General features: G+C 38.2%; 14 protein-coding genes. 10 read left to right on the forward strand and 4 right to left on the reverse strand.

Annotation, left to right across the window (positions count from 1 at the left end):
• Positions 1-102: 102 nt before the first annotated feature.
• The 6 genes from DIZ30_RS12245 to DIZ30_RS12270 all read left to right on the forward strand — a co-directional run bounded on the left by DIZ30_RS12245 (position 103) and on the right by DIZ30_RS12270 (position 5,573).
• Positions 103-804 carry a tRNA (adenine(22)-N(1))-methyltransferase TrmK gene (locus tag DIZ30_RS12245; RefSeq protein WP_002326973.1) on the forward strand — a complete coding sequence of 234 codons (702 nt, stop codon included), beginning with the start codon at positions 103-105 and terminating at the stop codon, positions 802-804.
• A complete protein-coding gene (locus DIZ30_RS12250) occupies positions 801-1,922 on the forward strand; it encodes a Nif3-like dinuclear metal center hexameric protein (protein ID WP_002288338.1) in 1,122 nt (373 codons plus the stop codon). The genes DIZ30_RS12245 and DIZ30_RS12250 overlap by 4 nt, the downstream gene beginning before the upstream one ends.
• 14 nt (positions 1,923-1,936) lie before the next feature.
• Entirely contained in the window at positions 1,937-3,169 is a 1,233-nt protein-coding gene (gene pepT / locus DIZ30_RS12255) for a peptidase T (RefSeq protein ID WP_002324021.1), read from the forward strand.
• Positions 3,170-3,300: 131 nt separating this feature from the next.
• Positions 3,301-4,209 (forward strand): diacylglycerol kinase family protein, encoded by a 909-nt coding sequence (locus DIZ30_RS12260; protein WP_002324022.1) that lies wholly within the window; start codon positions 3,301-3,303, stop codon positions 4,207-4,209.
• Between the two features lie 34 nt (positions 4,210-4,243).
• Positions 4,244-4,516 (forward strand): DUF1294 domain-containing protein, encoded by a 273-nt coding sequence (locus tag DIZ30_RS12265; RefSeq protein WP_002288344.1) that lies wholly within the window; start codon positions 4,244-4,246, stop codon positions 4,514-4,516.
• A gap of 10 nt (positions 4,517-4,526) precedes the next feature.
• Complete coding sequence (locus DIZ30_RS12270; RefSeq protein WP_002288347.1) at positions 4,527-5,573, forward strand: lysylphosphatidylglycerol synthase transmembrane domain-containing protein; 1,047 nt, start codon at positions 4,527-4,529, stop codon at positions 5,571-5,573.
• A gap of 104 nt (positions 5,574-5,677) precedes the next feature.
• On the opposite strand, the gene DIZ30_RS12275 is transcribed toward DIZ30_RS12270, so the two are convergent.
• Complete coding sequence (locus DIZ30_RS12275; protein WP_234414817.1) at positions 5,678-6,973, reverse strand: MFS transporter; 1,296 nt, start codon at positions 6,971-6,973, stop codon at positions 5,678-5,680.
• Between the two features lie 183 nt (positions 6,974-7,156).
• On the opposite strand from DIZ30_RS12275, the gene DIZ30_RS12280 reads away from it, so the two are divergent.
• The 4 genes from DIZ30_RS12280 (at position 7,157) to clpB (ending at position 11,317) form a co-directional block, all read left to right on the forward strand.
• Entirely contained in the window at positions 7,157-7,576 is a 420-nt protein-coding gene (locus DIZ30_RS12280; RefSeq protein WP_002319145.1) for a MarR family winged helix-turn-helix transcriptional regulator, read from the forward strand.
• A gap of 13 nt (positions 7,577-7,589) precedes the next feature.
• Positions 7,590-8,162, forward strand: a complete 573-nt coding sequence (locus DIZ30_RS12285) for a YcdB/YcdC domain-containing protein (RefSeq protein ID WP_109023237.1) — start codon at positions 7,590-7,592, stop codon at positions 8,160-8,162.
• 15 nt (positions 8,163-8,177) lie between these two features.
• Entirely contained in the window at positions 8,178-8,393 is a 216-nt protein-coding gene (locus tag DIZ30_RS12290; protein WP_002319148.1) for a hypothetical protein, read from the forward strand.
• Positions 8,394-8,707: 314 nt separating this feature from the next.
• Positions 8,708-11,317, forward strand: a complete 2,610-nt coding sequence (gene clpB, locus DIZ30_RS12295; protein ID WP_109023238.1) for an ATP-dependent chaperone ClpB — start codon at positions 8,708-8,710, stop codon at positions 11,315-11,317.
• A 143-nt stretch (positions 11,318-11,460) separates the two neighbouring features.
• Here clpB and DIZ30_RS12300 read toward each other — a convergent pair whose 3' ends face one another.
• From DIZ30_RS12300 to eis, 3 genes are read right to left on the reverse strand one after another with little or no spacing between them, the layout of a single operon-like run.
• Entirely contained in the window at positions 11,461-12,150 is a 690-nt protein-coding gene (locus tag DIZ30_RS12300; RefSeq protein ID WP_199914201.1) for a hypothetical protein, read from the reverse strand.
• Positions 12,128-12,622, reverse strand: a complete 495-nt coding sequence (locus DIZ30_RS12305; protein ID WP_002324027.1) for a nucleoside 2-deoxyribosyltransferase — start codon at positions 12,620-12,622, stop codon at positions 12,128-12,130. The genes DIZ30_RS12300 and DIZ30_RS12305 overlap by 23 nt, the downstream gene beginning before the upstream one ends.
• A gap of 19 nt (positions 12,623-12,641) precedes the next feature.
• Positions 12,642-13,862 carry an enhanced intracellular survival protein Eis gene (eis, locus tag DIZ30_RS12310; protein WP_002324028.1) on the reverse strand — a complete coding sequence of 407 codons (1,221 nt, stop codon included), beginning with the start codon at positions 13,860-13,862 and terminating at the stop codon, positions 12,642-12,644.
• Positions 13,863-13,909 lie beyond the last annotated feature (47 nt).

Genomic DNA, 13,909 nt, shown 5'->3' on the forward strand with positions numbered 1-13,909 from the left:
GAACGAAAAGGTATATTTTTTAAGGAGATATGGGAATTTTTTTATTCCTAGTCTCCTTATTTTATTTGGAAAATGCTATAATTATCTAGAAGGAGTGAAGCTATGAACCATTTAGATTTATCTCAGCGCTTAGCCGCAGTGGGTGACTTTGTCCCTGAATCCGCTCGTTTAGCAGACATTGGATCAGATCACGCTTACTTACCCGTTGCATTGATATTAAGAGGAAAAATCGAATATGCAGTTGCTGGCGAAGTCGTTCAAGGTCCTTATGAATCAGCACGTAAGCAAGTCAAAAAAGATGGATTAGAAGACCGTATCACCGTACGCCTTGCAAATGGTCTAGATGCTATCCAGCCACAAGATGGTATTACAGCTGTCACGATTGCGGGTATGGGAGGTTCACTGATCCGAGATATCCTAGAAGCTGGCAAGTTGAATCAACGCTTAAGCGGACAAGAACGTTTGATCCTTCAGCCAAACATCGGAGAGCGTACATTACGATCTTGGCTGCAAGAAAATCAGTATAAAATCCAATCAGAAAAAATACTTGAAGAAAATAAAAAAATATATGAAATCATTGTAGCCGAAAAAAAACAAAAACCAGTTACTTACAATGAAATGGAGCTGATGTTCGGGCCATTTCTGCTTGAAGAGAAAAGTGAGATCTTCAAATCAAAATGGTCAAGAGAGCTTCAACAAAGAAAAGCTATCCGTGAACAGCTCAAACAAGCAGCTAATCAAGAGGCACGTCAAAAACAAATCGAGCAGGAAATCGAAATGATTGAGGAGGTTTTAAAGACATGACAATCAGCGGACGCACCTTCATCCAAAAGTTTGAAAGCTATTGTCCTCAGTGGCTAGCTGAAGAAGGAGACCCAGTCGGACTGCATATCGGAACATTGGATAAGCCAATCCAACGAGTAATGATGACATTAGACGTTCGTCCAGAAGTGGTCGAAGAAGCAATCAAGAAAAAAATCGATTTGCTGATTGCTAAACATCCTCCAATCTTTCGTCCTGTAAAACGGCTGGTTACTGATCAGCCACAAGAAAAAATGTATGCAGATTTGTTGAAACATGATATTGCCGTCTATGCAGCACACACGAACATGGATATTATTTGGGATGGACTGAATGACTGGTTTTGTGAACTTCTCGGTATTGAAGTGGAGAGTTATTTAGTAAAGACTCATGAGATTCATTATAAAAAACTGGCCGTTTATGTACCTGTGGATCATGCACAGAAAATGCGTGAAGTATTAGCTGCAGCTGGTGCTGGTACACAAGGTGATTATACCGGTACAAGTTTTACCTCGATTGGACACGGTCGATTTACTCCGGAAGCTGGTGCACAACCAGCGATTGGGAAAGTAGGGAAGACAGAACAAGTTCAAGAGGCAAAAGTTGAGGTTATTTTGCCGGAAACTATCGAAAAACAAGTGATTCAAGCCATGCGGTCAGCTCATCCTTATGAGGAACCTGCTTATGATCTTTTCGCTATAGATGAACCAGTCGAAATGTTTGGGTTAGGACGAGTAGGTGAATTGCCGCAAGAAATTTCTATAGAGGCATTTGTAGAACAAGTAAAAGAAGCGTTCCAACTAGATGGACTTAGAATAGTCCAGCCAAAAAATGCAAAATCCTCTGTGAAGCGCATTGCGATTTGCGGTGGAAGCGGTGAAAAATTTTATCCGCAAGCAATCGCCCAAAGAGCAGATGTCTATATCACGGGAGATATCTATTATCATACGGCTCATGATATGCAAAGCGCTGGGTTGATCGCAATTGATCCCGGTCATTATATTGAATCGTTATGCAAGCAACGATTTATCGAGAAATTTGAATCTTGGAAACAAGAGGAAAATTGGGATATTAACTTTTTCGTTTCTGAAACAAATACAAACCCATTTCAATTTAATTAAAAGGAGAGAATACTATGTACGAAAATCTTTTGCCACGTTTTTTACGATATGTCAAAACAGAAACACGCTCCGATGCAACAAGCAAAACGACTCCATCGACTCAGACACAAGTTGCTTTTGCGCAAGAATTGAAAAAAGAATTAGAAGAGTTAGGCTTAGCTGATGTTTTCTATAATGAAGATAACGGATTCGTTATGGGAACATTACCAAGCAATGTTGATCATGAAGTGCGTTCCATTGGATTTATTTCCCACATGGATACAGCAGATTTTAATGCAGTAGGAGTCAATCCACAAATCATTGAAAACTATGATGGCGAGTCTACGATCGTACTAGATGCGGAAGAACGCTATACATTGAATACAAAAGATTTTCCAAATTTGAAAAATTATGAAGGCCACACATTGATCACAACAGATGGCAGTACATTACTGGGAGCAGATGACAAATCAGGGATTGCGGAAATCATGACTGCAATGGAGATCTTGATCAATAATCCTTCTATCCCTCACGGTACCATCAAAGTGGCTTTTGGTCCTGATGAAGAAATCGGTGTCGGAGCTGATAAATTCGATGTTGAGCAATTCGATGTAGATTTTGCTTATACAGTCGATGGTGGTCCTTTAGGTGAGTTGCAGTATGAAACGTTTAGTGCTGCTCAAGCAAATATTACGATCCAAGGGAAAAATGTACATCCAGGGACGGCAAAAGATACAATGATCAATGCTCTACAGTTAGCAATCGATTTTCATAATCAGCTTCCAGCCGATGAAGTTCCAGAAAAAACGGAAGGATACGAAGGTTTCTTCCATTTGATGGCATTGGATGGGAATCCTGAAGAAGCTTCTATGAGTTATATCATTCGCGATCATGATCGTGAAAAATTCGAAGCACGCAAAGCACAAATCACACATATCCAAGAAGAGTTGAATCAGCGATTTGATCAAGAACGAATCAAAGTAGATATGTATGATCAATATTACAACATGAAAGAAATCATTGAAAAAGATATGAGCATCGTGGAATTAGCGAAACAAGCAATGATCGAGCTTGGTATCTCTCCAGTGATCGAACCAGTTCGTGGAGGAACAGATGGTTCAAAAATCTCTTACATGGGTATTCCGACGCCAAATCTATTTGCCGGAGGAGAAAATATGCACGGACGATTCGAATTTGTTTCTTTACAAGTAATGGAAAAAACAACAGACGTGATTGTAAAAATTGCAGAATTGAACACAAAGAGTTAAAATCGAAAAAGAACAGCTTATGACAAGGCGTTCGTCCCAATGATGGAATGTCATCTGTCTAAGGCTAAAGGGCAGGACAATGGAATTGGTTGTCCCGCCCTCTTTTTTGAAGAGTAAATAGGAGGTAAAGAATGGAAAAGCTGCTAGTTTTTTATAACAAACGTTCAGGGAAAGATGAGGGTGAGAAATTAGCACGCTGGTTTCAAGATTATGTAAAAGAAAAGCAGCCAGAATTATATGTAGAACTAGCTGAAACTGGCCCATCGATTGATGATGCGGAATTAGTCAAGAAAGCAGAAGCCATAGAAGCTGATACTTTAGTAATTATAGGTGGAGACGGCACGATTCATCATATCGTCCAAGCGTTCCAAAAAACATTATCTCAATACCATGTCGGATTACTTCCAGGTGGAACTGTCAACAACCTTGCACGTGTTCTTGAGATTCCCCTCAAAAAAGAAGAAGCTGCTGACGTGATCCTGGAAGGCAATGTGCGGAAAATAGACTATGGTCAAGTCAATGATGAAGTCATTATCTCTACACTGACAATCGGAATCTTAGCAGATACAGCAGTTTGGATCAGTCAAGAAGAAAAACAGCGTTATGGCTCGTGGATTTTTATCAAGAAGTTTTTTAAGTTATTGCTGAAGAAGAAAAAGTATCATTTGGATTTAGAAACAGACGAGGAGCATTGGAAAGGAAAATCCCAACTGTTGACAGTCACGATGTCTAACTCCGTGGGCGGTTTTACAAATTTTGACGACTCAGCGACCCCGGATGATGGAAAATTCCATGTAACGATCGTACCTTCCTTAGATATTTTCCGATTTATTTTTTATTTGCCTAGAATCATGAGAGGCATATTCTATACGATCCCCGGCATTACTTATTTCACAGCCAAACGCATGAAAATCCAAGCGCAGGAAAAATCTGTGGGCACTCGAACGGATGGAGACACGACAGATGATCTTCCAGTTGAATTATCTGTTGTATCAAAAGGATTAACAGTTTATTCACCAAAGAAAGAAGAAAAAGCTTAGAAATAGTAGTTAACAGAAAGTTGGAAGAAGAGTAATGGATGTATTGTTACACAATCCTTTGTGGTTTTACCTTTTCATTGTGAATTTTTACTTATTTTGTCTGATGGGGTATGATAAACATCAGGCTAGAACTAGCGGCTGGCGTGTTCCTGAGAATAATTTGATATTTGTCAGCCTGTTAGGCGGTGGTTTGGGAGGATTGATCTCTCGAAAAGTTTTCCATCATAAAACGCGGAAAAAGAAGTTTACTATAGGATTCGCTGCAGGTGTACTTGTTGATTTGATTCTCATTTATTTTTTCCATTAAGGAGCAGGAGATGTCGTCTAAAGGAACGAAAACTAAAATCATTCTGAATCTGCTTTTGCTGATTGTGATTTTTGCCATTATTTATTATTTAATCAATCAATCATTTGCAGATATCTTTGCCGAATTGCTGTCTACCAGTGTTGTTGTTTTGGCAGCCGCTGTTATATTAGGGACAGTTTACCAAATCGCTGAAGGGCGCTCAATCAAAGAAATTGCTGAACCTTTCGCGCCGAATTTTACAACGAAAGATGGGTTCTTGACCTCTAGCTATATTGCGTTTTACCGAATCGTTTCATTTGGTACAGGAACGCTGATCTCGGAGATTTATTTTTATAACAAAAAAGGAATGAAGCTATCCCAGGGAGCAGGGGTGACAGCACTCCATATGATTATGTACAAACTGGCAGTGATCACTTATGCATTAGCTGGCTTGGTCATCCAATTCTCTCTTTTTTATTCTAATGGTCCGTCAATGATCTGGTTTATCATCGCTGGTATCCTTTTGACGATCGTGATTGTTGCCTTTTTATTGGCGATGTCCGTCAGCTTGAATGTCCAAATATTTTTTGTCAGCTTATCGAATAAGTTATTTAAGAGTGAGCGTTTGCGAAAATGGGTGGATACATGCAATCAGCAGATCTACTCTTTAAGGGAAACGGTCCAAACCATTATCCAAGACAGGACTGCGCTATTGCGGATTTATCTATGGAATATGTTAAAACTTGTATTTTGGTATGTACTTCCCTATTTGATTCTGATTGAAAACCATCCTAAAATAGATTTTCTACTGACCATTTCGTTTATCAGCTTTGCAGTAGTGCTTTCAGGGGTTATTCCTACGCCTGCTGGTATTGGTTCCTTTGAATTTGTCTATTTGTTATTATTCAGACCAGTTGTTGGAACAGTTGACGCAGTTTCTTCGCTTTTACTGTATCGTTTCAGTTCCTTTATCTTGCCATTTCTCTATGGATTTGTGTATGTGATTGCTGAACGGCGAAGAGTGATCAAAGAAGAAATAATAGAAGTAAAAAAAGAGAATAAAGAAAATCAAGGGTAGGTCTTTTATAAGATCTACCCTTTTTTAATAAAAGAAAAACATTAGGAAGCTATGTCACTTGAACATGTAAAACATTTTTTCTTGAAGCAACTCTACCAATGCATTTATTCTTGACTGTCTTTTTTTAAAAGAACCATTAAGGTGCTTAATAGAACAACAAACAAAGCAGAAAAAAATACTCCCTGATAACCATCAATTGAAAAAGTACTTTTACCAAACAATTGGAATACGATACCAAAAAAAGTGATCATGAAGCTTTGACCTAGATTTCTGCAAAGGGTGATGAAACCAGATACCGTACTGATATTTTTTTCTGTAGCTAAAGCTTGTGCAGACAAGACACTTGTAGTAACCTTTGTGCCAGTACCAAATCCTGAAAAAGAGGCTAAGATAAGGAAAACGAAATAAGGAGTCATTTGCGGTAGAAATCCTAAAATAAGAAAAACTAAACCATTCACCCCCATACAAAAGGTTAATAAACGTTTCGTTCCAAAATGTTTTCCTAATGGCACAGCAATCATCGATCCAGTAATAAAAAAGATAGAGGAAGGTAAAAGCGCTAAACCACCAGGGCTAGGTGATAAAGAAAGTTGCGTCTGCATCCATAACGGAAGATATACCTGAAACCCCATCATTGCTCCATTCATGAGAAAAGTAACGAGGTTGAACAAAAGAAAGTCAGATGATCTCAATGTTTCGACAGGTAAGACTGGTTCCTTTACTTTATTTTCATAGGAAAGCAAAATGAAAGAAACAAGGATGCCAAAAAGGAAGACGCCACCACCAAGTATAAAATGATCTGGTATTATCTGGATACCAACTAGTAAAAGAAATAAAACTGTAATCAGAAAGAGATATTGTCCCAGTTCTTGATAAGAAAAAGAGACAGACGGACGTTTTTCTTCATCATAGAATAAAAGTAAGATCAAAATCGTTATTAAGCCAACAGGAATGTTTATAAAAAACACCCAGTGCCAACTAAAGTTTTCGACCAATAGCCCACCTAAAAGAGGAGCAGCTAACGAAGCAATCCCCCATGCTGAATTATTCAATCCCATTATTCTTCCACGAGATTCATAATCAAATAAATTACCAATCAGAGAGAAAGTAATGGGCACGATTCCTCCCGCACCTATTCCTTGAACCATCCTAAAAAATACCAGAATAAAAAATGATTGGGAAATACCGCAAAGAAAAGTACCTGTCATAAACAAGAGCAATCCAATTATAAAAATCGGTTTCTTTCCATACTGATCCGCCAGACGGCTGAATACAGGTGTTGACAATGCACTGGAAAATAAGTAACTAGAAAACAGTAAGGCAATCGGAATTTCACGACCAAAACTATTAGCAATAGCATTAGCAGCTGTGATGACGATCGTGGTTTCGACTGCAGTCATAAATGTAGCAAGATAGATTGCTATTAATATCCATCTTTTTTTGTTTGACTCATCTTTTTTCCTCCTAAAAATCTTTTTGAGCATCCTACAAATTGACAAGTTCAATTATTTGTTTTAGAATATGCTTGCGCACGCAATTATATGCCTTGCGAGAATAGTTTGTCAACTAAAAGGAGGAGAAGAATGGAAAACAAAGGCGAAAGCAATTTGAAGTGGTTAGCCAAATTGACCCGAACTTATCAAAAAGAATTAGACCAAGCACTAGCTCCGCTCAAATTAAATTCAACGAATTATTACTTTATTGTGAAAATCCATGATTATCACCAATTGAAACAAGAAGAATTAATCAAATTGACCGGATTGGATGGAAGCAATGTCACCAGAACAATACAGAAGTTGACGAAGATGGGGTTAGTGACAAAAGAAAAAAGTACACAAGATCGAAGAAGTTTTCTTTTAGAATTAACAAAAAAAGGACAAGAACTTCACGCTCAAGTAGTAGAATCTGTAGAAAATGCTCAGAAGAAATTTCTATCAAAATTGACAGCTGATGAGCAAGGAACATTTGAGTATCTGTTAGGAAAATTGGCACAAGAAGAATAGAAGGGCGATCCTCATGAAAAACACATCAAACGTACTAAAGGGACTAGAAGAAATTCCCACTAATTATGAATTAGTCAATGAATTAATAGAACAAAGAAACAAAAAGAAAGTCATCATCATCCGTTATCAAAACCAAGGAATCTATCTTTATAATGGACCAAGAATCATTGAAGTCATGGAAGATAATCATTTAGTCAGTTTTAAGAATCTGTCCGAAACACCCGAAGGAAAATTGTTATCAATCGAACAGGCCAAATCTTTAGCTGAAAAGATATTTCATAAGCTCGTTCCAACTTATGCGAAAGGGTTGACATTTATGCGCATAGAACAGCAAAAACGTAGCTTTATGGACGAAAACAGCGTTGAACAAACATTACCTGTTCAATGGATCAAATTTGCTCATCGAAATGGAAGCTACAACTGGGTCACACTAGGAGCCAAAGGAAAGCTCATTGAGATGGAAATCGACTCAAGATGGGATTATTTTCACGGACGCCGACAAACGGAAATGTGGGACAATGACGATTGGGTATTAGCTCGAGAAGGAAAAGAGCCTCAGCTTCCAAGTCCGAATGCATTAGCCTAACAAGGAGGGACAGAAATGAACACGAACGAACTATATGATGAATTTGATCTTGAACTTTTAGGAAATCTCAGAAATCGGCTGCAGAGACTAGAAGACACAGACTATATGACTGCCTACTATAAAGGATATAGTGCGAGTGGGATGACACTTGACGAAATAAAAGAAGAAATAGACGAATTGTCTCACGCAATTCGAGAATTAGAAGATCGTATGGAAGAAACACAGTGGTAAAAAAATAGTTATGAAAAGCAAATATTTAACATAAATAATCAATGAAAAAAGATCCAAACAGCTGAAATGTTATTCTTTTATTGAAAAAGAACGCTTGCCAAATAGATATAATGGATAAGATAATTTTACGTTTGTTTGGCCCTTTTTTTGTATACATACAATCAATTTTGTTTTTTTAAGATTTATATAAGACGAGAAAAAAAGTCAAAAAAATATGTGTATATTTTGACCAAAATTGACCAAAGCGATATAATAGTTTTTGTAAAGATCAAAGAAATAAGTGATCTTACCTTTAATTAGGAGGGTATACCTGTATGAATATTGAGAAAATGACTACGACGCTTCAAGAAGCGATTGCTGAAGCTCAACAGATTGCGGTCACTCGAAAACACCAAGATATCGACATTGCCCATGTATGGAAAATCTTTTTACAACCTAATCATTTTGGTCGAAATTTCTATACGGATGCCGGATTGGATGTCGAATCTTTTGAACATGAAATTGATCGTCTACTGGATGAGTATCCAGTTGTTTCTGGTGGAAACGTCCAATATGGACAAAACCTCAGCCAGAATTTCTTTCGATTATTGAATGAAGCAGACCAAATACGTGAAAGCTTCGGCGACGAGTTTCTTTCAACGGAAGTCGTTATTTTAGCGTTGATGAAATTAAAAAATTATCCGTTAACTGTTTATTTGAATAAAAACGGATTATCTGAAAAAGAATTACGTAAAAACATCGAAGAGATGAGAGGAGGAGAAAGAGTGACCTCACCAAACCAAGAAGAACAATACAAAGCATTAGAAAAATACGGCGTTGATTTAGTACAGCAAGTCAAAAGCGGAAAAATGGATCCAATCATCGGTCGTGATGAAGAAATCCGTGATGTCATCCGTATTCTTTCACGAAAAACAAAAAATAATCCTGTTCTGATAGGAGAACCCGGTGTAGGGAAAACGGCAATCGTTGAAGGGCTTGCTCAACGTATCGTACGCAAAGATGTGCCTGAAAATTTAAAAGATAAAACGATTTTTTCATTAGATATGGGTGCATTGATCGCTGGAGCAAAATTCCGTGGTGAATTTGAAGAAAGACTAAAAGCAGTCTTGAAAGAAGTCAAAAAAAGTGATGGACGTATCCTTTTGTTCATCGATGAAATCCACAATATCGTAGGGGCAGGAAAAACAGAAGGAAGTATGGATGCCGGAAATCTGTTGAAACCAATGCTTGCTCGCGGTGAATTACATTTGATCGGTGCCACAACTTTAGATGAGTACCGTCAATATATGGAAAAAGACAAAGCGTTGGAACGTCGCTTTCAAAAGGTATTAGTCAAAGAACCAACAGTGGAAGATACGATCAGTATTCTGCGTGGATTAAAAGAACGTTTTGAGATCCACCATGGTGTTAACATCCATGACAACGCATTAGTAGCAGCAGCTACTTTATCTGACCGTTATATTACTGATCGGTTCTTACCGGACAAAGCAATCGATTTGATCGATGAAGCCAGTGCAACGATTCGGGTAGAAATGAACTCTATGCCAACGGAATTAGATCAAGTTACTAGACGTTTGATGCAGTTGGAAATCGAAGAAGCTGCACTGAAAAAAGAATCAGATGATGCAAGTAAAAAACGCTTGAAAAATTTGCAAGAAGAATTAGCTGAACTTCGTGAAGAAGCAAATGCGATGAAGATGCAGTGGGAAACAGAAAAAGAAGAAGTCAATTCTGTTTCAGCAAAACGTGCTGAAATCGATAAAGCAAAACACGAATTAGAAGATGCAGAAAATAACTATGATTTAGAACGCGCTGCTGTGTTGCGTCATGGTACGATACCTCAATTAGAAAAAGAATTGAAGGAATTAGAAGCTAAAGCAAAAGACAGCGAGATTAAGATGGTTCAAGAGTCCGTTACCGAAAATGAGATTGCTCAAGTCGTTGGCAGATTAACGGGTATCCCCGTAACGAAACTTGTAGAAGGTGAACGAGAAAAACTGATTAAATTGAATGAAACACTTCATAAACGAGTGATTGGTCAAGATGAAGCAGTTGATGCGGTCAGTGACGCGGTGATTCGTTCACGTGCTGGATTGCAAGACCCAAATCGTCCTCTAGGTTCTTTCCTTTTCCTAGGACCAACTGGTGTCGGAAAAACCGAATTAGCGAAAGCGTTAGCTGAGAACTTGTTTGACTCAGAAGATAATATGGTACGGATCGATATGAGTGAATATATGGAAAAACATGCTGTGTCTCGTCTAGTCGGAGCTCCTCCAGGCTATGTAGGTTACGAAGAAGGTGGTCAATTAACGGAAGCTGTCAGACGAAATCCTTATACAATCGTCTTGTTGGATGAAATCGAAAAAGCGCATCCCGATGTCTTCAATATCTTGTTACAAGTCCTAGATGACGGACGCTTGACTGATTCAAAAGGGCGAGTAGTAGATTTCAAAAATACGGTTCTGATCATGACCAGCAATATCGGTTCACAGTTACTGCTGGAAGGCGTGACTGCTGATGGAACGATTCCAGAAGCAGTGGCTGAACAAGTCAACATGCTATTACGTGGAAACTTCAAACCAGAATTCTTGAACCGAATCGACGACACGATTTTATTTACACCATTGAGCCTAGACAACGTGAAAGGTATCGTTGACAAAATGGTGGCACAATTGGCACAACGTCTGGAACATCAAGAAATCCTGTTGACGATCAGTGATGAAGCCAAAACGTGGATCGCTGAAAATGCTTATGAACCAGCATATGGTGCAAGACCACTGAAACGATTTATCACTAAGGAAGTAGAAACACCACTAGCTAAAGAAATCGTTGCAGGGCATGTTATGCCTAAATCAAAAGTAACGATTACTTTACTTGATGGACAACTTCATTTCAAAACAGAAGAACTAGAAGAAATCGTCTAATCTTCAAATTGAGACTATGAAAGAAAAAGGGGGTGTGACACAACTAGTGTCACACCCCCTTTTTCCGAATAAATTCCAGAAGTAGCTTCTTCAAAAAATAAGTCGAAATTCCTTGAAGCTGCCCGCTTCTGCCACAATCTCTTTTATTTAATATTTTTTACTTTTTCTAATTTATAACTTTCAAAATAACGCTCATCTTTTTTACTTTGAGACCAAGCAAACAATCCCATCAAGGCAGCACCTATCGTATTTGTCAGCAAGTCGCCCATCGTATCCATCAATGCTGCTCGTCCGACAAACAGTGTGCCGTCAGAAGCAGCAAAGCGTTGAAGATTCATGCCTAAGAATTGGTCACATAAGAATTCCCAGAACTCCCAAAACACGCCGCAAAGTCCAGCAAACGCAAAGCCGAATAAGAGGAACAACCAAGGACTGGTTTTTGATATCTCAGCATCTTTCATCAAGTAACCAATCAATCCATAGCCAAGAGCTGTCAGGACCATTGGACTCACAGCGTGTAAAATTTTGTCCCAAAAAGAGATGATACTGATCAAATGCATCCCTGTGCCTAAAAAGACAGAGATGAACAAGAAAAACCAGTAAAACAAAACGATTGCTGCTGGTATTTTAAGTTTGAAAACTTTCAAAATGACTTGTGGCATGAAAATCAATGCAATCCCTAATAAAGATTCCACGATAAATGTGATTCCTTGAGAAGTCGAATATTTTTGTGTGATAAATTCATAAAAATTATAGCAGACAACGAATATGCCAAAAGCAAGTAAAGCTATTTGCACCTTTTTGATTTCTTTAATCACTGAAAGTCCCTCCATCTAAAAATCTTTTTACTTCTGAAAGCAACTCAGTTTCTGAAGAAACCACTTTTCCGTTCAATTTGATCAGACCTATTGTATATAAGTTCAGGTAGTGAAATTGATTTTCAGCTGTTTCTTGTAGTGCAGCGATTTTTTTCGGGTGGGTTCCGCCTTGCTGTCGAGTATCAGTATATAAGCCGATCACTGGGATGCCTTTCGCATAAGCCACACCGATTTCCGATGCTACCCCGGCATCGATCGTCAGCCCATCTAGTAAAGCAATCATTAAATCACTAGCCAACACTTTTTCTGTGTCAGCAAGAGCAATCATTCGACTGTCTGCATAAGCAGTTTTGTCATTGATTGCTTCATTTTCTTGAGGAAGATAGATCGAAAGCTCAGAAGAGAGCTCTCTGATTTCTTTAACTAACTGTTGGTTATATAACAAATCACTTTTAGTAAACATTGGTGCGGCAAAATAAATTTTCATCTAAACATCATCCTTTTTATCAAAAATAATCGCTAAAGTAAGCTTCCATGTTTGGAATGATACGCTCTAGTGACTTCAGTGTTTCTTCATCTGTTTCTAACCGTTCGATTCTTGCCAAATAAGAAGCACGTCGATAATTCATCATCAAGCAAGTCAATGTTTGGATATTCAATCGAACAGGGTTTCCTATAGGTTCATTCAAGACACGGACTTTTCCCTGTTCATCCCATGTTAAAGCAAAGACGCCATTATTCCAAGGAGCGACAGGATCTTCAATGATGAAATGAAAAGCATCAGCTGTTCCAACAAACGGAAACCGTTGAAGGAATTCTTTTACATCAACGATCCGAGCCATAAAATATGGTTCGATCTGCTCTTTGATCTGACTATCTTCAATCAAAAATGCTAAAGGCTCATTTTTATAAATATCTCCATGTACCCAGTAGATCATGGAAAAATGTGCGGAAATAAAGTTCCATAAGCCATTTCGAGCTTCTTGATCAAGATAGAACATTTCTTTTACGTGAAATATTTCTTCAGCTACCCAGTAGAATAGAACACCTCTTGGTTCATGGTTGCTATCGTAGTAGACAGCGGCTGTGCGCTCATCTTCATTTTCGAAACGCCAATACTCTTCCCAATGAAAATCACTGCGGAATAAAGCACCATGGTTTTGTTGGGCAAATTTGTCATAAACGGAAAATACGTCTGGATTATCAACTGGTAATCGCTCAACCATACCACTTACTGGGATTTGTTTAGGTAGCTGTGTATCTCTGATTTTAAAGGAAAGTTTATCAGACATGATTTCCCATCCTTTACGCCGATAGTAGGGGATACTGTAAGGATACAAATAAGAGATCCATTGCTTATTCTTGCGCATATTATCCAATGCAACGATAATTAGATCTTGCATCAATCCATGGTTAGCATATTCTGGATAAGTTCCAACTCCAGTCACACCACCCATTTTATAACGTGCACCGTGAATATTGACTTCACAAGGATAGATAGCGATTTGAGAGATCAGTTTATTTTCGTGGAACCATCCGAACACTTTCGATACTTCCAAAATCGGTTTTTTGGAACGTATAAAAGCTCGTTTATTCTCAAACCCGCTTTCCTCGATATCTGCTTCAGTCACTTGGAACACATAGGAAAGCAATTCATTGAATTGATCGATATGTTCTTGAGTGACCGGTTTTAATTCAAGATTTTCTCTAAAATCTTTTTGATCCATTTTTTCATCTCCATTTATTAGCTTGATAACAGTATAGCAAAATTCTA

The organism is Enterococcus sp. H57, from assembly GCF_003112495.1.
In the GTDB taxonomy this organism is placed as follows: Bacteria; Bacillota; Bacilli; order Lactobacillales; family Enterococcaceae; genus Enterococcus_B; species Enterococcus_B faecium.